The organism is Borrelia miyamotoi (assembly GCF_019668505.1).
Lineage (GTDB): Bacteria > Spirochaetota > Spirochaetia > Borreliales > Borreliaceae > Borrelia > Borrelia miyamotoi.
In genome coordinates, this window is the sequence record NZ_AP024371.1 from 649,709 (window position 1) to 672,451 (window position 22,743).

Consider the following 22,743-nt stretch of genomic DNA (forward strand, 5'->3'; position numbering starts at 1 on the left):
TTTGAGGAGTTTATGGAATTTAGAAAATTATTGTTTGTTATATCACTTACTGTTGTTTCTTTTATGCTTTTTTCTAGAGATTATAAGGGCCTTGATTTTAAGATAAAGTTTTTCAATCAATCAATTTATCGTGTTAATAATAATGTTTCTATTGAAGTTTCGCTTAGCAATTTATCTGATGATTTACTTACTCTTGAAATAGGCGATATTAATACTTTTGGTTTTGATTTTGATGTTACAGGTACTACTAACATAAAAGTTAAAAGACCTCTTGAGTATGTTAGAAATAGAGCAAAAAATATCGCAATTCCTGTGAGAACTTTGACCTTAAGACCTAATGAGAGATTTTCTGTAGTTATGAACTTAAATCAATTTGTGCAATTTGATAAAGATGGAGTCTATTTTGTCAAAGGTGTGTTTTTTCCAGATATCTCAGATCCACAAAAAAGTATAGAGTCTAATGTTATTACTTTGTTTTTAAAGCCTAAAATGGGCAATGGTGCTGAAGAATTTGATTTTTCTAATTTAACTTCTAATCATGAAATTCAGAATGTTTTGAAAAGAGAGAATCTATCTCCTGATAAGGTTGTTGAATATTTATTTTCAGCGTTGCGGCTTGGGGATAAAGAAAAATTCTTTTTGTATATTGATATTGAAAGTCTCATTTTAAATGATCGAAGTAAATCGTATCTTTATAAGCAGGAGCTTAAGTCGGGTTCTAACAATATGCTAGAAGAGTATAAGGAGTATTTGTGGAATAGTAGTAATTCTGATATTTCAAGAGTTCCAAGTAAATTTTCCATTGTTGAAACAACTTATACAGATTTTACAGGGAAAGTTGTGTCTGATGTGTATTTTGATGATGGTCATTTTTATGTAGCCAGACGGTATACCTTTTTTTTAAAAAAGTATGATTATTGTTGGATCATTTATGATTATACTGTTCAAAATACTGGTATTAAGGAGAAATAGTAGTCCTTTTATTTTTAATATTAAAAGATTTAGTATTATTCTGTGGACCATAAGTTCCTTTGTTTTACATGCCGATTTTAAACATGAAGTGGTTAAAGGTGATACCTTATATTCGCTCTCTCTTAAGTATAATGTTTCAATCAAAGAACTTAAAAGAGTAAATAGTCTTATATCTGAGAGTATTAGAATTGGACATGTGTTAGTTATTCCAAGTTCGACTAGGGCTAACAAAATTGTTGCTAGGAAGGTCGATGATAAGCCTAAGTTGAACGATATTAATACTAGTGCTAAGATTCATGTTGTTAAAGTCGGTGATACTATTGGAGATATATCGAAAAGATATGGCATTAGGGAAAAAGAATTAATGGCTTGGAATAATTTAAGTTTTAAGAGTCTTAAGGTTGGTTCTAAGTTAAATTTAGATGAACCTGATTTTTTAAAGCCATATGTAGTTAAAAAGGGTGATTCTCTTTCAAAACTTTCCGTAGATTTTGATATTAGTGTTGAGGATATTGTACGCTTTAATTCTCTGGAGAATAAGAATTTAATGATTGGTCAAAAATTGTATATTAAAAGGGCTTTTGATAATATTAATTTTCATTATGTAAAGCAAGGAGAGACTCTTGGTAAGATTGCATATATTTATGGAGTTACTGCAAAGCATCTTGTCCGTCTTAATGGCGAGAAAGCAACAAATTTGAAGGTAGATTCAGTTTTAGATGTTTCCAAGATGATGGAAAAAAATTCGCCAAGTTTTAAGCCCTTACAATCAGAGACTGAAAAGCGCAGTAGTGAGACTTTTATATCCCATAAAGTGTCTGTTGGTGAGACATTATATAGCATTGCTCGTAGATATGGAATTTTGCTTGAAGATCTTAAGATTTGGAATAATTTGAGTGGAAATAGTATTTTTCATAATCAGGAACTTAAGATTTATAATAAGAGCAAAGGGGCAATTATTTCAGATAAAGATCTAAGGGAATTGTTGTTGGATAAATCTAGAAATGCTAAGACTAAGGTTAAAGCTATTGCAAATATTTCTTCTGCTAAGAGTAAAAAGTTAGATTTGAATTTTTCAGGTGTTTTAGACAGTAGGGATGCTTTTGATATTAGTGCTTTAGTTATTTTAGATCCTAAGATACCTATGTTTGAAGATAATGGAGTTTTCCATTATTGGTATAAGCCTAAAAAAGTGAGTCAACCAAGTGAGCTTTATTCAGAAGATTGGTATTCTCCTTTAAATGCCTATAAAAAAGCAAGTCAGCTTTTTAAAAGTTTTGAAAGTCTTGTACAATCTAGGTCGGTTAAAAATGTCAAGTTAAAAAATAAATTAATCATTATTGACCCTGGACATGGGGGACTTGATCCTGGTGCTATTGTTAAAGCTAGAGATGGACTTAATAATGAGATTTTTGTTGTAGAGGATGAATATGTTTATGATATTGCGTTAAGACTCTATGTATATCTTAAAGAATATGGAGCTAATGTTGAACTTACTATTTTATCACCTGATCATTTAATTAGGGATAGTGTGTCTGCTAATAATACATTTGTTAATGTTAAGAATGAAGTCTATAATAATTATGATTTAAATAAAAATGATACAGTTGATTCTTGGATAAATGGTACTCTGGAAGGTTTGAAAAAAAGATTATCTGTTGTAAATAAATTTATAAATAAGTATAAAAATTTTAAGGAAGAAGATGTTCTTTATATTAGTTTGCATTCCGATAATAGTATTGGTGCGCCTCGATGTATGGGATTTTATTATCAATCTGAGGAAGGCAAAGGATTTGATTCTCATTCTAAGAATATGATTGAAAAAATGACAGAAGATTTTAAAAGAGCCTCTTATATTAAGGGACAAAATCTTTATATGCTAAAAAATAACATTGTTAAGACCAAATTTTTAGTTGAGGTTAGAAATTTGGCATTTGACGAGGAGGCCTGGGCAATTAGATCTTCTAAGCTTAGAGATCGGGATTCTAGAATTCTTGCTGATGCTATTTTGAAAATCTTATAATTATGTGTCAAGTGTGCTTGACAAAAGAGTTTCAATTTAGCATAATATCTAAGTGTTAAATCCCCTATAGCTCAGCGGTAGAGCAGGTGGCTGTTAACCACTTGGTCGGAGGTTCAATTCCTTCTGGGGGAGCTTTTCTTATTTGTTTAAGATTATTTTTTCTATTTCTTCTCGTTTTATTTTAAAGTAATTAAGTCTTTCAAGTAATTTTTTATTATTACCACTTCCTAGTCTTAAGTGTTTTTGTATTTGTTTTCTTTTGTGTTTAGATTGTTCTCCTGTGATGCCAAGTTCTATTAAATCATTTAAACTTAAACTTTCTTTTTGTTTCTCATGATAAAAAGTTCCTATTTTTTTTAAAATTTTTGTTATTTCAAGTTTAGAAGACATTTCCACCTCTTGATTGTTACTTTTAAGATGAGCATGCTTAATTTTGTCTTGGTTTAAGCAACCGACTCTTTTAAGGATATTTTTCCTAATTAGGTTTCCAGCTTTGTCACTATCAGTGAAAATAATTATTCCGTTTGTTTCTATTGCTTTTTTTAAAATATTGATAGTTTCTTGTGTAAGATATAATCCTCCAGTTTCAACTATAGTACACTTAAATAATTCTTTTATTCTATTAGCATCATCTTTTCCTTCAACTACAATTATTTCTTTTATTTGTTCCAGGTTTAATTCCAATTTTCAAAAAATGATCTAACAAGTTTTATTGCTTCTATATGATCTGAGATTGCAATAGTTTCTCTTAAAGAGTGCATTCCCCACATTGGAGTTCCAATGTCTATGGTTTCGATGCCTGTTTGGGAATTTGAAATTGGACCAATTGTGCTTCCAGTGTTGGTATTTGCTTTCATTATTATTTCTTGAATTTTAATATTATTTTTCATAGCTAGTGATTTTAGTTTTGCGCAGCTATTTGCTGTTGTTGCATATTTGAAGTTGGCATTGCTTTTAATAGTTACTCCTTTCCCTAGACTGATTTGATAGCTTGGATCATGTTTGTCTATATAACCTGGATGAGCCCCATGTGCACCATCCATTGAAATGTTGAATGATTTATTTAGTTTTATTAAGTGTTCTTCTTTTCCTAGATTTAAAACATGATCAATTCTTTCTAAGACTTCTGTTAATAGTTTTGAATTAGCTCCTCTGGAAGTTAAAGACCCAATCTCTTCATTGTCGAAAAATACAATTACTTTGTTTTTATTGTTATTCGTGTTAATAAATGCATTCATGATGGCGTGACATCCTGATTTATTGTCAAGGTTTTTGGATGCTAAAAATTCACCCTCGCTGCCTATGATTTTGGCAGGTTCAGCTGCTGTGAATATTAAGTCGCATGATAGAAAATCTTTTTTAGATATTTGCAGTTTTTCTAGAATTTTTTCTTTAATGCTCTTTTGAAGACTTGTAATGATTACAATGTGTTCATGAGCATCATATGCAAATCCTTCATTTACTTGTCGGTTTAGGTGAATAGCTACATTTGGTATAATTCCAATATTTTCAATTGTTATGAGTTCTGAGTTAATTATTCCATCTTTATTAAAGTATACAACTCCTGCTAAATTTAAGTCTCTATCAGTCCATGTTGAAATTATTGGGCTGCCATAGACTTCTATATGGTTAGAAAATACATTACTTTTTTGCTTTATAGATTCTGTTTTAAGTTTTAATCCAGGACTATCAGAGTGTGCTGTTGCTATTAAGAATGGTTCATGTATGTTGTTAATGTTGATGTTGAATGCAATAAGACTTGTTTCTTCCTTTTTTACATAATAGTATCCCGTTTTTAATGACCATTTATCATCAAGTTTTAATTCCTTTGCATTAAGATAATACATCAGCTTTTTTTCGATGTAGTTTACTAAATGGTATGGAGTTAAGCTTTTATCCAGTAACTTTTGGAAGTGTGATATATCTAATGTATGGTCATTCATTTTTGTTTTTCTCCTTTGGTTTGATTGTTTTAATACCTAATATTTTATTATAATAAATTAATAAGTGTACATATATTAAGGAGATTAAATGCGTAGATTTTATAAGTTGATATTTGTGCCTTTAATATTTATTGCTTGTACTGCAATTTCAGAAGTTAATTTAAAAGATGATGTGAGTGGGACGGTTTCATTAGAATTTAATGTTAATAAAGAATTTGAGAAGGTCAGGAAAGAAATTGTGACAACTCTTGGGGGAGAGGAAGTTGCTAAAATTCCTCTTTTTCCTATTGATATAATAAAGCAATATTTTGACAATGAAGGTAAAAACTTAGGTTTAAAACTTTTAAAGATTAAGTCAGATGGTGATTCTTTTTATTTGGATTTTCAATTTGGTAGTTTGATTAAGATTTTAAAAGATTATCTTGAAGATGAGAAAATGCCTATATTTACGGTAAAAAATAAGAATGGAAAAAATGTTCTTGAGATTGATGCTAATTTGAAAAATATTACTAAGATTATTAATCTGAATAAGGAAGGTTTAAGTGATGCTCTTGCTGCACTTCTACCTTCGGAAGAAATGCCAATGTCAGAGAAGGAGTATAAGGATGTCTTAGTTTACTTTTTCTCAGATTTTACTCCGCATGCAAGCGAGCTTATTGATAACTCTGATATGACAGTTAAGATTAAGACATCAAGGAAAATTCAAGAACAGTTTGGATTTAATCAAATTGACTCAAATACTTTAGAACTTAAGTTGAGTATGATTAGAACCTTAAGCTTTGAAAAGCCAATAAAATTGAAGTTGGTTTATTAAACTTTGTATAATATTCTTTTTAAGAGATAAGCATTAATCCTTATCTCTTTTCATAAGCCCTATTAATATGCTTGTTATTAAAGTTCCTATTAGGATAGATATTATCCACATTAATGGATGAATGACTATTGGAAGTATGAATATACCGCCGTGTGGGGCCATGAGTTTTACTTCAAAGAGTGCAGATAAAAAACCTCCGATGGATGATCCTATTATGCATGCAGGTATTATTTTAAAAGGATCTGTAGCTGCTAAAGGGATTACCCCTTCTGTTATGAAACATGCACCTAGAATATAACAAATTTTACCAGTTTCTTTTTCTTCTTGAGAGAACTTATTTTTGAAGATGCTAGTTGCAAGTGCAACTCCAAGTGGAGGAGTCATTCCTCCTAACATTATGCTTGCATGAGGGATATAATTTCCTGCAGTTATCATTGCAATTCCAAATGCATAGGCTGCTTTGTTTATAGGACCGCCCATATCTATTGCCATCATGCCACCAAGTAGTGCACCCAATAGTGCCATATTTGTTCCGCTAAGTGAGTTTAATATATTTGTTATGGATATATTAATATATGCAATTGGTGCTAACAATGAGTATGTTAACAAGCCTGATATTAGTACTGAGAAGAGAGGATAGGTTAAGACGGGGTTTATATTACTTATTTTTGGCGATATTATTTTTTTACTTATTGATTTTATTGCTAAAGTTACATATCCTGAAATGAATCCTGCTAAGATCCCTCCTAAGAAACCTGCATTTCCTCTGCTCATCATTAATCCTGTAATCATGCCGGGTGCAAGTCCAGGACGTTCTGCTATGCTGAATGAAATGTACCCAGCAAGTATTGGAATCATTAGGAAAAAAGCATTGCCATTGCCGATTTGCATTAAAATATCAGCTATTTTATTATAGCTTGCATCATTTGGATCAAAGGCTTTAATGCCAAACATGAATGATATTGCAATAATTATTCCTCCAGATACTACAAATGGGAGCATAAAGGATACACCATTCATTAAGTGTTTATATGCATTTCCTGTTTTTTGAGCTTTTTCGCTTTTTCCTTTTACTTTATTACTAGTATAAATTTTTGCCTTATTATCAAGAATGTTTTGAATGAGTTCTTTTGCTTTGTGTATTCCCTCTTTTACTTCAACTTCAATTAGTGGTTTACCATCAAACCTTTCTTTATTAACGGTTTTACCAGATGCAATAATTATACCTTTTGCTCTTTTTATCTCCTCATCTTCTATTAGATTATCAATTCCACTAGAGCCATTAGTTTCTACTTTGATTTCTACTTTTAGTTCAGTTGCTGCTCGTTTTAGGCTTTCGGCTGCCATATATGTATGGGCAATTCCTGTGGGGCAGGCTGTTACTGCTAGAATGAAGGGCTTAGAACCAGTTTTGTTTATGCTTGCATTTGTATTGCCATTTAAAAGAATTTCTAAGAATTTGTCTGTGTTGTTTGTGGTCATGATTTTTTGTCTTAGAACTTCATTATTAAATATGTTATTAAGATGGGATATTATTTTAATATGGGTGTCGCCTGTGATATTTTCGGGCACAGCCATCATGAAGAATAATTTTGAGAGCTTTAAGTCAGAAGCGTTAAAATCAAAACCTTCTCCTTTAACTCTTAATATAGCTATTCCATGTTTCTCAACGAAATTACCTTTTGCATGTGGCATTGCAATATATTCTTCAAGGCCTGTGCCGCTTATTGACTCTCGTTTTTTAATCTCTTTTATAAAATCTTCTTTGTTTTTTAGATATCCATTTTCATTAAGCATATCGGCCATTTTTTCAATGACATCATCTTTGCTTTTTCCCTCATAATTTAATATTATTAATTTTTTAGAAAATAACTCTTGCATAGGGGACACTCCTTGCTATATTTATTATAGCATCCATATTATACTTATCATTATTAGTATGGATATTGTATCATATGGTGATTAATTATTACATTTATTTAATGAGGAGATTATTTTGATATATACGCTTACGCTTAATCCTTCTGTTGATTATAAAATATTTGTAGATGGATTTCAGAAAGGATGTCTTAATTATGTAGCTAGGGATGATTTTTTTGCTGGTGGTAAAGGAATAAATGTAAGTAGTGTACTTAAGAATTTTCAAATGGAAAGTGTTATTTTTGGATTTTTGGGTGGATTTACAGGTAATTATATAAAAAACTCTCTTGATTTGATGGGGATAGAACATGATTTTGTTAGTATAGCTGGTAATACCAGAATAAATATTAAAATGATGTCAGATGGAAAAGAAACAGAAATTAATGGAAATTCACCTGCTATTCTTCAGAGTGATTTTCAATCTTTAATTTTAAAATTGAAAAAATTGGATAAAGGTATGTTAGTTATGTCTGGTAGTGTTCCAAGCTCACTTGGATGTGGAGCTTATAATGAAATAGCTGAGCATCTCTCAAGAGATATTCAGTTAATTATTGATACTAGTGGTCTTGCTTTGCGAAAGGTTGTAGATCTTAATCCTTTTTTAATCAAGCCAAATATCAAGGAACTTGAAGAAATTTTAGATATGAATTTGAATTCTACTAAGGAGCTAATTGATGCTGGATGTAAGATTGTGGAAATGGGTGTGCAAAATATTATAGTTTCAATGGGAAGCGATGGGGCTATCTTTATTAATAATAAAGATATTTTTGTGGCTAGTGTTCCTAAAATTAATTCAGTAAGCACTATTGGGGCAGGAGATTCTGTTGTTGCTGGCTTTATATATGCATATCAAAATGGAAGTTCTCTTTGTGATTCTTTTAGATTTGGAGTTGCATCAGGTACCTCAACAGCACTTAAAGGGCAACTTTGTAATCTTGATGATGTTAATGATACTTTTGATAAAGTGGGAATTAGGCGTCTTTAGCGACTTTACTTAGGATAACTTGGATTTTTTTAAATATTAATGAGTTTTACATTTTAGTGGACTTTTCATGTTTTAGTGCAATTTCAATGATTGTTCTTATCATAACTTTATGTCTTGGATTTTTCTTTATCCTGATGTGCATATTCTTTATAATTAATATTAAAATGTGAAAAAATCACATAACCTAGACACAAATTTTTTCTTATAAAAGATTGTTATCGGGAGCGACGGGACTCGAACCCGCGACCTCCTGCGTGACAGGCAGGCATTCTAACCATCTGAACTACGCCCCCAAATACAACACCTTAAAATTATATGGTTTTTCTTTTTATTTGTCAATTTGATTTAATGCATCTATATGCTCTAAGATTTTTGAATCTCTTTCTATTGTTTTTAGGCTAACATTTTTAATAATATCTTTGCTTGATATTATTTCTATACTTTCTTTAGCTCTTGTTATTGCAGTATAGAGTAGTTCTTTTGTTAAAAATGGATGATCTTCTATTATTATTTGTACATGTTTATATTCAGAACCCTGGCTTTTATGTATTGTTGTTGCAAAACTAAGTTCATATTTGTTTAGTAAATTAAAATTTATCTTTTTATATTTTTCATCCTCTCTTTTGAATAAAGCGTAAATTTTGGAATCTTCTTTAAAAAGAATACCTCTTTCTCCATTAAATAGATTATTTTTATAGTCATTTTGAGTAATTAGAATTATTTGTCCAATTAAATTGCCATAGATTTTTTTTAAATCTAATTTTATTATTTCATTTATTCTTTTTATTCCAAATCTTCCAAAATTTTTTGAGCATAAAATGACGGTGTTAAGCAGAATATTGATTATTGATTCAACTTCTTTGTCTTTTAGTGAGTTAAGATCAAAGTTAGAGATATCTTTGTATAAATTTTTTCTGTAATTTAATAATTCATTTTCAATATTTACTTTTTTGATATCTTTTAAAATGATATTTTTGTTAACGTTAAGTTGAAGATCAATTAAATTTGCATCTTCTTTATATATTGCTTCTGCTAGTAAATTTATCTCATTATTGCTTCTAAAGTTTTTTTTAAGTATTTCTACATTTTCAGCACTTATTTCTTTTATTTTCATAAGACTTGAATATACATTTCCTCCAGCTATTGATGGAAGTTGATTCTTATCTCCTGTTATGATAAGTTTTGTGCTTATCTTGATTGCCTTTAACAATTTTAAGAAAGTGCTTGCATCTATCATAGATGCTTCATCAATTATTATTATTTCAAATTCTAGAAAATTGGCTTCGTCATATTTGTTGCCTTTGCTGATAAATGAAGTTTTTAATAATTTTTGTATTGTGCCATATTCTGTTTCAATTTTTTTAAATGATGTTTTTAAACTTGACTTTAGTTTTTGACTTGCTTTTCCAGTTGGTGCTATAAGAGCTACTTTTTGTTTGACATTCAAGTGAATATCGATTGCCTTTAAAATATAATTAATAGTTGTTGTTTTGCCTGTTCCAGGACCGCCACTGAGTATAAAGAAATTACTTTTTAAAGATTTTTTGATTGAATTAATCTGTTCTTCACTTAGTCCTTTAGTGTTTAAGTTGGTTATAATGTTTTTTATTCTTTGATCGCTTATTTTACTTTTATTATTCTTAAGTCTTTGATCTATTTTTTGTATTAGTTCTTCTTCTTCTCTAAAATTTTTTTGGGTATAGATGTGAATATTATTTTCTAATATTAAAGGAGTTGTGATTTTTTCATCTTTATTGTAATCTTTCATTATATTATTTTCTTTTAAATATAAGATCATTTCGTTTATTTTTGTTGGTTTTGTAAATTTTGCAATTTCTTCTAGTATGTTTATTGATCTTTGGTAAAATTGATTTTTTTCTTCCAATTCAAGGAAAGCACATTCAATTGTTTTTTGAATATCTTTTATTAGTAAATTAATATTAGCTCTTAAATGACCTTTGGAAAGGTAATTGAATAGAAATATTAAAAAAATAGTAAGTTCTTCACACTTTTCATTTTGTATTTTTTTTGTGATTGAGTATGCTTTGTAGCAATTGCCTATGTTTATGTTTAAAGCCTCTATTATTTCATAAATTTTGATTTCTGGAGCTAAATGATTTCTATTATTGCTTTTTAAAAACTCTCTTAAGACTAAATAATTTCTCATATTGTCCTTTTAATTATTCAATTGCAAATATATTTGCTCTAAATCTAATTCTTTGAAATTTGGTATATTAAAGTAAATCCCATTCTGAGTTTTAGATTGTTCTTTAGTAGCATTTTGGAATGCTCTTGTAAAGAGATATATTACTCCTCCAAAATGTTTGTTATATTCTTCTATGTTTTTAAAGAGTATTTTTTTCATTCCTAGTGTGTAAATTTTGTATTGTAAGTCATACTGTTCTTGTTTCATCTTCTTTTTTAGTCTTGTTAAATTGTAATCTTTCAAATTTTTTCCAAGATAATTTGTTTTATAGTCTAGAATATATATTCTATTATTTATCTTAAATATAAGATCAATAATTCCTTTTATATATCCGTTATTTAATGTTAAATCTGATTTGTAATGATTTTTAAATAGAGACTTTTGTTTATAGATTTTTGAGTTTATTTTGATTAGAAATTCCATTTCTTTTTGCAATTCTTGAATATCACACAATCTTGCATTAATAAACTTAATTTTAGTGTTTAATATGTTGTAGATCATCTTTGTTAGTATTTCTTGTGTTTTTGGTGTGTTTAGTTTTGAATTAAAATGTTCTATTTTTTTTTGTATAAGGGCAATGTTGATTTTTTGAAAGTTATTGAAATTGTCTTTTGCATCGCTGAAATTTATATCTTTCATTATGGCGTGTAAAATATTTCCAATATCCTTGCCTCTTGGAAGTATTTCATCAGTGAGAGTATCATCATTGCCATAAGTTTCGTCATCTTTTGTTTCTTGATTTGCATAATAATTGGACTTATAAATTGCTGCAAGACTTGTGTAGCTATGTGTGTGTTCTTTTTTAAATAGGTTTTTATTTATTGGAGTTGGCGGGATTAATTTTATATCTTTATTATTACTGATTTCTAATTTATTAAATTGATTAATTTTAATCAAATTGTATACGTTAAAATCTAGATTTATTCCATCAATTGTTTTTATTTCTGCTAGTTCTAACATTTTGTTTATTATTGTCCCTTTATTGATAATAAATAGGGCAAACCTAGATCGTGTTGTTCCTACATAAAAAATGTTTTTCTCTTCATTTAAAATTTTCTGTTTAGCAAATTGTTGATTTTTTTTTAATTTTAAAAAGTCATATTCTGTCTTATTTTCTAAGCAAAATTTATAAAATGTGTCAGATTTTTTCAGTATATTATCATTGTTTTGTGTATCGCCTATTAGAAATACAATATTAAGACTGAGTCCTTTTGATTTATGAATTGTCATTATTTCTATAGATTGACTGTCTTGAATTGTATTTTGATCTTCATCTTGTTCAATATTTTCATTAAGGATTAGGCTTTCTAGAGTGTATATTAGTGATTCTATATTTTTGTCTTCATAGTAAATTTTGGATATAAAATCTAAACTTGTCTCATAGTTTTTAAGTTCTTCAAATTTTTTTTCAGTTATTAGAATTTCTTTATAGCTTTTTTTTGATTGTGCAAATTCAGTAAAGGTAGAGTTACTAAAGTTTTTTGCCAGACTAATCCATAAATCTTTATTTGATACAATGTTGTCTATTGCTTTTATTAATGTTATTTCTTGATTTTCAAGTAAATGTATTATGTCAATAATAGCTTCTTCTATATATTTTATTTCATTTTTTTCAATTAACCTTAGATATAATTCCCATGGAAGGTTTATTATTTTGCTGGTTAATATATAATTTAGAGTGTGAAAATTTTGTTTTCTGTCTAGACATTTTATGAGGTAAAATATTTCATTAAATTCTTTAGTCTTAAATAATGACTTTTCGATCTTAAAACTTGTTTTTATATCTTGATTTTTAAGCTCTTGATCCATTAAAGAGATTTCTTTGCTCGTCCTGCAAAGTACTTTGATGTCTGATTCTTTAATTTGTCTAAGTTTATTATCATCATAAATTTTGCCGTTTGTTAGCAAATATTTTATTGTTAGTGCTGTTTTTTGTAAGACGTTTTCATTTCCTTCAGTTTCGATTATATTTATTGCTTCTATTTTTTTCTCATTTACAAAAATTTTATTTTCATCATTCTTGGGATTTGTTATTGACTTGGTAAATTCTGTTTGTTCTATTTTAGCTGTGAATGTTTTATTATAGATATTGTCAAACATAATATTTAATGGTTCAACTAATTCTTTGTTTGATCTGTGATTTGTTAGTAAAGTTATTCTTGCATCATCTTTTATTTTGTATTTTATGTTTTGGTTGTAAAATGATATATCAGCATTTCTAAATGTATAAATTATTTGCTTAGGATCAGCGATGAATACTATTTTTATACCACAATCATTAAGTATTTCAAATATTTCTATTTGTATTAGGTCTAAATCTTGTGCCTCATCTATTAATATTATTTTATATCTGTTTTTTATTGAATTTAATAGTTTGCTATTAGAAGATTCTAGGTATTTTTTAAAGTTTATCATTATATGTTTTTGGTCTATTGTATTTGTTTCATTAATAGTATGTGCAAGTTCATTTTCTATATATTTAAGTATCTTATGTTCGACTTTTAGTTTAATGTATTTCTTAAGTGTGTTTTCATCTTCTTTGTATGTGCTTGTTTGATGACTAAGTTCTATTAAATCGGTTTGTATTTTTAATTCTTTAGCTGATAGAGTAACATTTTGTTTGAGATTAGATTCTATTATTTTGTAGAAAAACTTGTTATTTACAAGTATGTCTGTTATTTTGACTATGTCTTTCTCGTGAGTATATTTTATTTCTGAGGTTTTAATTCCTTGGTTATGTTTATTTAGAAAAATTCTTTTTTCTTCCATAGTCATTTCATTTAGTGCTTCGACTATTAAGTTATAATTATGAATTAATTTATCCTTATTTATGAGTATTTTTTCAAAAGTTGTTTGATTTTTTAACCAATCTCCAAGTTCTTTTGTTTTGTTTCTTTTATATGCTTGTCTCATATGTTGAGTTATATCTTTTGTATTTTTAAAATTGGATTTAAAGATTTCAAGTTCGTACTCTTTAATTTGTAATTCTTTTTTTAATGAATCTGTTTTTCTTAAAAACTCATAAACTATTGTATCTATTTCTGATTTAAAGCTTGTTTTTACGCTGTATATGGAAAAATTTTCTGTCTCTATTTGAAAATTATTTAGAGAGTATAGTGCAAATTTGTTTATTGTTGAGATAAAAATTTTATTTGATTGCTCGTAAATTGTTTGTAGAGATTTATTTGTTTTTGAATTCTGATATGCATTCTTAATTGATTTTAGTATTCTAATGCGCATCTCTTCTGTTGCTTTTTTTGTGAATGTTAGCACCAAGATATCGCTTGGAGAGTACATTTTGTTTGTGAGTAGGTTCGTAATAGTGTTTTCAAGTATGTATGTCTTTCCAGTTCCTGCTGAAGCCTCAATTAATACCTTTTCATTGTATTTAATTTTATCTATTATTTTTCTCATAGGATTAATTGTATAGCCTTAAATGAATTTAGCATAAAAGTCCTGAAGTAGCTTTTCTAAGTTTTTATCTATGTTTAAATCATGAGTGTCTTTAAATCTGTTATAGTATGGACACCATGTTATATCTTTTTGTTTGAGAATAAATTCCATAGCTTTGTTAATATTAATGCTTTTTTTCAGAGATTTTATTTGTGTTATTAATATTGTTGGAAATTCGTTTATATCTTTTGTTTTAATTAAACTTTTTTGTATTAAATCCTTATAGATTGGTGTGGGATAGCTTGAAATATATGCTATTTGTTTTAGTAGATTTACAAGATCTGAAGAGTTTATTATCTTATTTATATATTTATTATCGAGTGATAATTTAGAGTTTTCATAAAGAATTCTTATTTCTTGAATTGAATCTATATTCTCAATTTCACTTTTTAAAATTAGCCCCATTATGTATAGATTTATTTTTCTGATGATTTTGTCTTGGCTGTAATCTTTTTTTTCTAAATTGATGTAATAATATTGATTATCGATTTTATATATGTTTTTAAGTTTTCCTTTTAACTTAAATTCTAGCGTTTCACCTTCAAAGTTAATGGGTATGTTTTTGTTTAATATGATGTCGGCTTTTTGCATTTTGAAAAATTCTTGAAAATTAATAGTAATATTATTTTTAATTTCATTGAATTTTACTATGAATTTTTCTTTTACTGTTGCTTTTTTGATGTTTATAGGAATTATTCCCTTTTGAATTTGGTTCTCAATTATAATATCTATTATTTCTAATATGTGGTTTTCATTAATTTCATCTCTTATGCATTCGTGTATTGGTATGAGATTATTCATTAGCTTGTAATTAAAATTATCAATGTCAATAATCTGCTCTTCTTGATTTTCCTTAATTTCACTTATTTGGCTTATATCTTTGATGTATACATTTAATATTTCTTCGTAAAAGTATTTGTAAGGATTAGTCATAGCTTTATTGATATCTTCTATTTCTAGTGTGATTTGTTTTTTTAATTTGATTCTTTTCTGTTTGAATTTTGAGTGATTGCTTTTTTGTAGTAATGTTGCAATATTAAAAGCCTCTGTATCATAGTTGATTAAGTAATCATCTTTTTCTTGTTTGAAGTATTCAAAATTGTAATTTTCAATTGGGTGGATTTCAATTTTTAGTTCTTCTCCCATATTTTTTATGTGGTTTACTATCTTATTTATTATTTTAGGTTTATTGCTTTCTGGATTTAGAGATTCGCTTGTTGAGTAGTAAAAATAAAATTTGTTTGATGCTGCAAAAATTATCTTAATTAAATTTGAAATGGTGTCTTGCTCCACATTAACATGGTCATAATATTCATTTAATAAATTCATGTTATCAAAGTAAATATTTGAATCTAATTCGTTAGCTCCTAAGAAGTGAATTTCGGATTTTTGTAAATATTCGATTTTATCGGAGCTTGCAACAAGTATACCTGTATTTTGATTATTTAATTGATATGATTTTTGTTCTAGGCTTTCTTCAAGCATTATTTTGAAAAGAGCAAATTCAACTTTTCTTCCTTTAACTTTTTCCATGTAATCTTTGTGAAGATTGTCATTGAAATCTCTTGAGAAATTTTTAAGGTATTGTATTCTTGTTTTTATATATTCATCAATTTTATTATCATTTTCAATTTTAATATATTTATCTATGAAGATGTCTATTATTTCTGCCCATTCGTATATTGTATATTCTTGTCCTTTGAAGTACATTATGTCTTCGTATAAGCTTCTTATTATGCTTATTAAGCTTATTATTGAATCTGAATCTTGAAAACTTATAACTTCTTGACAATTTTTGCATTCATATTTTTCATTAAAGATTTCAGATGTGAGAAATCTGTTAAAACCATCTTCCCATGAATTTAAAAAATTCTTATCATAAGATAAGCTTTCTTTATGCGTATCGTTCATTCCAAAATTAATATTTACTGCGTCGCTAAATTTTATTAAGTATTCTAATTCACTTATGGAGATGTTAAATTTATTCATTACTTTTGTATTACTTAAAAATTCAATTATTTCTTTTCTGTTGAAATTACTAATCGATCCTCTGTATGAAATAAAAAGTTTCATTAATTGCTTTAAAGCAGTTACGCTTTGGCTTTTTGAGATATCTTTAGAATCTAGAATGTTAAATTCAATTTCATATTTATTTAAAAATTCTTCTATGTATGGTAAGTACATATCCATATCTTTTGAGAGGTAAGTTATTACTATATCATTTATTTTTAAATTATTATTTTGTGTTGAATGTAAAATATTGTTTACTAAAATTTCTACCTCTCGTTTTTTTGTTTTTGCCTCTATGATTTTAAAACTATTATCCAAGTTTAATAGAGGGGTATCTTTTATAATGTTATTTTTGAAACTTGCTAAAAAATTTTTCTCTTTAAATGATTGAATATCAATTTCTTGTTCTATTTGCATGTTTGAGTTGCATTTTTGAAATTTTATTGGTACTAATTCTTCTATTAAAGTGGATTTAATTTGAGTTATGTCTTCAAGTATTAATTCGTACACTGTAATGTCAAAAATTTTTTGCAAGCAATATAAGATCTTTCTGTCAATTTCTCTGGTTTCTTCAATGATTATTATTCTTTTTGTTTCAATGCTCTGTTGGGTTTTTGTTGTCTCTTTTGCTATTTTTTCTTGCAGGTCAAAAATGTTGATTTGATTTTCAAATAGTTTGTCAAACATTTCTTTTTGCATTAATTCACTATGGTTCTCATTTTTATCTTTAAAAAGAAGTTTATTTTGTCTCCAATGCTCAATCAGATTTGAAAATTTAGAGTAATATTTATGAAATAAGTTTACTATCTTTAATGAAAATATATATCTATTTTTTGTTGATTTAAATTCTTTGATGTTTTTTATTTTATTGTCTTTTAATATGTGATATAGAATGAATTTTTCTGTTTCTGAGTAAAGGAGTAGTGTATTATTTTCTAAAAAATTTTTTATATTGTGGTTTTTTATTGAAAGTTTATATATCGTTTTCATTATGTTTTGTTTTATATTGAGGTTATATGAGACTTCATTCATATTGGCTATATATTTTTTAATTTCTCCACTTAAAATGTTGTTTTTTACGATGATGATGGTTTCTTTTTTGAATATGTCGTCATTTCTAGTTAGCTCTTTAATTTTGTTATAAATTCTGCTTACTTTGTTTGTTTTATATATTTTGTACATATTGTTATAGAATTTTGTTTTTTTTAGTAAGCATGTTCCTTAAGTTTTTTAATTTTTCTGTAATGCTTACTTTGTATATGTGTGGATTTATTATTCTCTTGTAAGTGTGATCGATTTTTTTTAGGTCGCCTTGAGCCCTTTTTCTTATGTGTTCTAAACTTGATTCGAAGGTTTTACGAGTTTTATTATGTTCAAAGGCTGTATGCATTAAAAATTCAAAGCTTTCATATGTTTTTATTTCTTTGAATATATTTTCTTGTATGGGGTGAAAAATGATAAATTTCTTTTTTGAACTTAACATTTCTTTTATTTCTTCTTCTTCTTCTTTTAAAAAAATTAGATCGAAAATCATTTGTCCATTTGAATATATTCTTGCAATTCCTTTTTGAGAAGGTAATGTTGTTTTGTCTATATTATTTGATATTTTCATTTTAGGAATAAATTCATCGTTTTGTTTAATTGATATTATTTTGTATACTCCTGCAAGATTGGGATCTCCTTTTGCAGTAACTAAATTAGTACCCACCCCCCAAAAATCAATGGGAGCATGAATTGAGTTTAGATACATAATAATCTCTTCATCAAGTTCGTTTGATATAATAATTTTTACTTCAAATAATCCATTCTCGTCAAGTTTTTTTCTAACTTCTTTGCTTAAGTATTCAAGATCTCCACTGTCAATTCTAACAGAAAAATTTTTGTTTCCTTTGTTTTTTAGTGCTTTAAAAACTTTTATTGCATTTTTCAGTCCACTGTTAAGTGTATCGTAAGTGTCAATTAGTAAGCTTACGTTGTTTGGATATGTTTTTGCGTATTCCCAAAAAGCTTTTTCTTCACTTTCAAAACTCATTACCCAGCTATGAGCCATTGTGCCAGTTACAGGGATATTGTATTTAAATCCCGCAAGCATATTGCTTGTGAAGTCGGCGCCCCCTATGTAAGCAGCTTTGCTTGCTGAGAGTGCACCATTAATTCCTTGAGCTCGTCTAAGACCTAATTCAGCTAGATTTTTAGCCCCAGCTTCTTTAATTCTTGCTGTTTTAGTTGCAATTAGGCTTTCAAAATTTATTGTATTTAATACAATTCCTTCTATAAGCAAAAGTTCAATTAGATTGCCTTCAATAATTAGTATAGGTTCATAGGGAAAAACTATTCTTCCTTCTTTTATTGAGCTTATTTTTATGTTTAATCTAAATGTCTTTAAATATTCTAAAAAGTTTTTATCAAAATATTTTAGACTTTCTAGATATTTAATCTCTTCTTCTTTGAATTGGAATGCTTTTAAAATATTAAATAAAGTGTGCATTCCTGCTAAAATTATATATCCGTTTTTAAATGGGGTTTTTCTAAAAAACATTTCGAATTTGGCTTTTGGATTGATGTTTTTTGTGAAGTAAGCATTCATCATTGAAAGTTCATAAAAGTCTGTGAATAGTGATAAATTTTTCATTGATTTATATTATACATCATACTGATATTTGCTTTTCAATTTTATGATTTTTATCTTAACTTATCTTTATTGTTATTAAATTTAGGAAAATTGTATTTGGAAGTAAGAAGTTGAGTCATAGCTTTTGATGTAACAATAATAGTATAATGATCTATTGGAGATATTTTATGAGTGAAAAGAATGTATCTAGTTTTGATGTTGTAATATTTGGTGTTACTGGTAATTTATCTAAAAAAAAACTTATTCCTTCTCTTTTTAATTTGTATAAAGATGGTCATATTAGTAATTTTAGGATTATAGGATTTTCACGAAGAAACTTTACTGACGAGGAACTTAAGATTTATGTTAAGGATTCTTTGTGGCAAGAGGAGTCTAATGCTTTAGTTGATGATTTTCTAAAATTTTTTATTTATTTATCAGGTGATTTTAGAGAAAAGGATGCTTATATAAAATTGTCTTCTCTTTTAAAGAATAGAGAGACAATATATTATCTTTCAACCTCTCCTAAATTTTATGGGATAATAATTGAAAATTTAAAACCATATTCGTTTAATAATAATCCTTATTTATCTAAGATTATTCTTGAAAAGCCTTTTGGCAGTAGTCTTGATACAGCCAGGTTTCTAAACTCTCTTCTTTACTCTGTTTTTAAAGAAGAACAAATTTACAGGATAGATCATTATTTAGGCAAAGAAACAGTTCAAAATATTTTTACATTTAGATTTGGAAATTCTATTTTTGAGAATATTTGGAATAATCGTTATGTAGATTTTGTGCAAATTACGGTAGCTGAGGAGGTTGGTATTGATGGTAGGGCAGAATATTATGATTCTTTTGGTGCTTTAAGAGATATGATTCAGAATCATATCTTGCAACTTTTAAGTTTAGTTGCAATGGAACCTCCTATTTCATTTAATGCTGACTTTATTCATGATGAAAAGGTTAAGGTTTTAAAGAGTTTGAGAAAATTAAATAAAGAAAATATGGGAAGTCATATTGTTAAAGGACAATATGTTTGTTCGCGAGTACAAGGAGTTTTAAAGAAAGGATATAAGGAAGAAGCTGAATTTTTAAATGCTTCAAATACTGAAACTTATTTAGCTATGAAATTATTTATTGATAATTGGCGTTGGTTTGGGGTTCCTTTTTATATTAGAACAGGAAAAGCACTTGTAAGAAAATTTTCAGAAATATATATTCAGTTTAAAAAACCAGGTTTCACTATTTTTAATACTGGTTTAAGTAATATTTCAAATGCTTTGATTTTTAGAATTCAACCAAGAGATGGCATTGAAATTAAGTTTAATACTAAGCGTCCAGGGTATAATTATGAAATTCAGGAAGCTAATATGGAATTTTCTTATCATGCTTCTTTTAACAAATTTTTTGGTGAATCTTATGAGAGGTTGCTTTTTGATGCTTTTTTGGGTGATAGGACTTTGTATGCTCGTAATGATGAGATTGATATTTCTTGGGAATTTGTCTCAGATATTCTTGATAAATGGGAAGACGTTAAGAATTGGGATTATTTTTATGGCTCGGAAGGACCAGTTGAAGCAAATATGGTTTTAGAAAAGGATCATTTTTGGCGTAAGATGTAGGTGAAAGCATTATTTATCATTTATTAATTAAGATAGAAATTTATGGATACTTTGTTTAGAGTGTGTTTGAGACATTGCTCTGAATGATCTTTGAAGAGTATATCTTGAAGACAATAATCTTAGTGTAATTTTAATTTATGTTTTATTTTTTTATTTGGAATGAATTTTTTATATAAAACTATTAAATATTTTGTTTTGTGCTATAATTGTAAAAATACATGCATATATTTTTATAATTATGTTTAATTAAGGTGATTTGCTTCGCTTTTTTTTATCTTTGAGGTTTTACATGAACAGTATCGATATTAATACCGTGTCAGATTTTGGTGGTTGTTTTGTTTTTATATGGATTGTGGCGGGGATATTTTTAATTTCTTTTGACATTGAAATAAAGAGCGGAGTTAATCTAATTTTGATTGCAGCTGCTTTGATGTATGGTGCTATGTTTTGTGATAATCTTTCTTTGATATCAGATATAGCTATTTTTTTAAACCGTACTCAAAAAAGTAATATTGTAGGTATTTTAAGGTTAATTCTATTTATGCCTTTTCATCAGCTATACTTACTTTTTTTGGTTTTTATTTTCTTTCATATGAATATTGTAAATGTTATGTCATTTTTAATTTATCGGCTATTTTTAATATTTTTTATAATCTTATTTATAGTTGGTTTTGCTACAGATAGATTGACTGAAACTTTTGCTAAAAGTTAAGTTTGTTTTAGATATTATTTAGATTTTGAAAAATCTTTTTGATAAAGTTCTATACTTTTGTCTAAGTTATTTAGGAGGTTTGAAAATGGGCGAGAATGATTATGTAAAACCAAGCTTTTTAGGGCTTGTTCCTTTCCTTGTTTTTATTATTTTTTATGTAGGCACAGGAGTGATTTTAGAAATTCAAGGTGTAGAGATGGCTTTTTATCAGATGCCACCAATAATTGCCATGTTATTAGCTATTATTGCAGCATTTCTTTTATTTAAGGATTCATTTGTAGATAAGCTGAATGAATTTATTGAAGGATGTGCACAAAATGACATTATGTTTATATCTTTCATATTTATGATTTCAGGTGCTTTTTCAACTGTGTGTAAGGAAATAGGCAGTGTGGGAACTGTAGCAAATATTGGACTTAGGTATATACCACCTAATTTATTGGTAGCAGGAATATTTTTAATATGTCTTTTCCTATCTACTGCAACTGGCAGTTTTCTTGGAACTGTTGTGGCTATTACTCCAATTGGATTTGAGATAGCAGATAAAAGTGGTATTCCATTGCCAATGGTTGCAGGAGCTGTGCTTGGAGGTGGTGCTTTTGGCGATAGCATGTCTTTGATATCAGATACAACTATTATTGCAAGTCGTACACAAGGAGTTAAGATTATAGATCTTTTTAAGAGTGGTGCTTTTTTGACATTTCCTGCATCTATTTTATCAACTATAGCATTTGCTATTTTAGGTTCTTATATTGGTGGCATTGGGGTTAATGTTGAACTTGGAGAGATAAATTATTTAAAGGTGCTTCCTTATCTTTTTGTTCTAATTTTTGCATTCTTAGGAGTAGACGTATTTTTAGTTTTATTTTTTGGAATATTGATTGCTGGTAGTATTGGTATTTTTTGTGGTGATTTAACTTTACTTCTGATGTTCAAGAAGATTAATGAGGGATTTTTAGATTTAAGTGAAATGCTGATTCTTGTTATTTTGACAGGAGGAATTTCTTATATGACTATTAGGCGTGGAGGTTTTGAGTGGATTTTAACTAAGTTAAAGTATTTTGCTAAGTGTAGAAGGAGTGCTGAGTTTACAATTACTTTTTTAATAGTTGTTGTGACAGGATTTCTTTCAAATAGTGGTCTTGCAATTTTGGTTAATGGGACTGTTACTAAAGGTATGTCTGAAGCTAATTCTGTGTGTCCTAAGCGTTGTGCAGCATTACTGTCAATTTCTTCTTGTGCTTTAATTGGGGCTTTACCATATGGTATGCACATGATAAGTGTTATGAATATTGCAAAAGGTACTATATCCCCGCTTGAGATCATGCCATTTCTGTTTTATCAGGTTTTTCTAGGCATTATTATCATTTTATCTATAGCTTTTTTTGGATTAAAAAATCAGTTTTTAAGTTCTGCTGAGACTTATGAGTCTTAAAAAAGAAAGGGCGTTTTCCATTTAAAAAGAGAGGCGC

At 27.8% G+C, this 22,743-nt stretch carries 14 protein-coding genes and 2 tRNA genes; 8 read left to right on the top strand and 8 right to left on the bottom strand.

Features of this window, described 5'->3' with window-relative positions:
* Positions 1–12 precede the first annotated feature (12 nt).
* The 3 genes from K5Q05_RS03065 (at position 13) to K5Q05_RS03075 (ending at position 3,127) form a co-directional block, all read left to right on the top strand.
* Entirely contained in the window at positions 13–972 is a 960-nt protein-coding gene (locus K5Q05_RS03065) for a hypothetical protein (protein WP_025443580.1), read from the top strand.
* Positions 932–2,995, top strand: a complete 2,064-nt coding sequence (locus tag K5Q05_RS03070; protein ID WP_165940959.1) for a LysM peptidoglycan-binding domain-containing protein — start codon at positions 932–934, stop codon at positions 2,993–2,995. Before K5Q05_RS03065 ends, K5Q05_RS03070 begins: the two co-directional genes overlap by 41 nt.
* Positions 2,996–3,055: 60 nt before the next feature.
* A tRNA-Asn gene (locus K5Q05_RS03075) sits at positions 3,056–3,127 on the top strand.
* Between the two features lie 6 nt (positions 3,128–3,133).
* Here the strand turns inward: K5Q05_RS03075 and rnmV are convergent.
* Both rnmV and K5Q05_RS03085 read right to left on the bottom strand, forming a co-directional pair.
* Positions 3,134–3,679, bottom strand: a complete 546-nt coding sequence (gene rnmV, locus K5Q05_RS03080) for a ribonuclease M5 (RefSeq protein ID WP_232515439.1) — start codon at positions 3,677–3,679, stop codon at positions 3,134–3,136.
* The gene (locus K5Q05_RS03085) at positions 3,670–4,938 is read right to left on the bottom strand and encodes a M18 family aminopeptidase (protein WP_025443578.1); all 1,269 of its coding nucleotides are present in this window, start codon (positions 4,936–4,938) and stop codon (positions 3,670–3,672) included. The genes rnmV and K5Q05_RS03085 overlap by 10 nt, the downstream gene beginning before the upstream one ends.
* A gap of 88 nt (positions 4,939–5,026) precedes the next feature.
* On the opposite strand from K5Q05_RS03085, the gene K5Q05_RS03090 reads away from it, so the two are divergent.
* A complete protein-coding gene (locus K5Q05_RS03090; RefSeq protein ID WP_025443577.1) occupies positions 5,027–5,752 on the top strand; it encodes a hypothetical protein in 726 nt (241 codons plus the stop codon).
* 33 nt (positions 5,753–5,785) lie between these two features.
* Here K5Q05_RS03090 and K5Q05_RS03095 read toward each other — a convergent pair whose 3' ends face one another.
* Entirely contained in the window at positions 5,786–7,633 is a 1,848-nt protein-coding gene (locus K5Q05_RS03095; protein WP_025443576.1) for a fructose-specific PTS transporter subunit EIIC, read from the bottom strand.
* Positions 7,634–7,748: 115 nt separating this feature from the next.
* Here K5Q05_RS03095 and pfkB point away from each other — a divergent pair, with 115 nt between their 5' ends.
* The gene (gene pfkB, locus K5Q05_RS03100) at positions 7,749–8,657 is read left to right on the top strand and encodes a 1-phosphofructokinase (RefSeq protein WP_221019293.1); all 909 of its coding nucleotides are present in this window, start codon (positions 7,749–7,751) and stop codon (positions 8,655–8,657) included.
* A gap of 219 nt (positions 8,658–8,876) precedes the next feature.
* Here the strand turns inward: pfkB and K5Q05_RS03105 are convergent.
* From K5Q05_RS03105 to K5Q05_RS03125, 5 genes are all read right to left on the bottom strand, one after another.
* A tRNA-Asp gene (locus K5Q05_RS03105) sits at positions 8,877–8,950 on the bottom strand.
* Positions 8,951–8,985: 35 nt separating this feature from the next.
* Complete coding sequence (gene recD, locus K5Q05_RS03110) at positions 8,986–10,824, bottom strand: exodeoxyribonuclease V subunit alpha (protein WP_025443574.1); 1,839 nt, start codon at positions 10,822–10,824, stop codon at positions 8,986–8,988.
* Positions 10,825–10,833: 9 nt separating this feature from the next.
* Positions 10,834–14,277, bottom strand: coding sequence for an exodeoxyribonuclease V subunit beta (gene recB, locus K5Q05_RS03115; protein ID WP_099497067.1), 3,444 nt, complete (start codon positions 14,275–14,277; stop codon positions 10,834–10,836).
* A gap of 18 nt (positions 14,278–14,295) precedes the next feature.
* Complete coding sequence (locus K5Q05_RS03120; protein ID WP_099497066.1) at positions 14,296–17,508, bottom strand: exodeoxyribonuclease V subunit gamma; 3,213 nt, start codon at positions 17,506–17,508, stop codon at positions 14,296–14,298.
* Positions 17,509–17,512: 4 nt separating this feature from the next.
* Entirely contained in the window at positions 17,513–18,958 is a 1,446-nt protein-coding gene (locus K5Q05_RS03125; RefSeq protein WP_025443572.1) for a nicotinate phosphoribosyltransferase, read from the bottom strand.
* A 167-nt stretch (positions 18,959–19,125) separates the two neighbouring features.
* Between K5Q05_RS03125 and zwf the strand changes: the two genes are divergently transcribed.
* From zwf to K5Q05_RS03140, 3 genes are all read left to right on the top strand, one after another.
* Positions 19,126–20,559, top strand: a complete 1,434-nt coding sequence (gene zwf / locus K5Q05_RS03130; RefSeq protein WP_025443571.1) for a glucose-6-phosphate dehydrogenase — start codon at positions 19,126–19,128, stop codon at positions 20,557–20,559.
* A gap of 289 nt (positions 20,560–20,848) precedes the next feature.
* Positions 20,849–21,271: a hypothetical protein gene (locus K5Q05_RS03135; RefSeq protein WP_025443570.1), complete on the top strand. Its 423-nt coding sequence runs from the start codon at positions 20,849–20,851 to the stop codon at positions 21,269–21,271.
* 85 nt (positions 21,272–21,356) lie between these two features.
* Complete coding sequence (locus K5Q05_RS03140) at positions 21,357–22,706, top strand: Na+/H+ antiporter NhaC family protein (RefSeq protein ID WP_025443569.1); 1,350 nt, start codon at positions 21,357–21,359, stop codon at positions 22,704–22,706.
* The last annotated feature ends 37 nt before the right edge of the window (positions 22,707–22,743 follow it).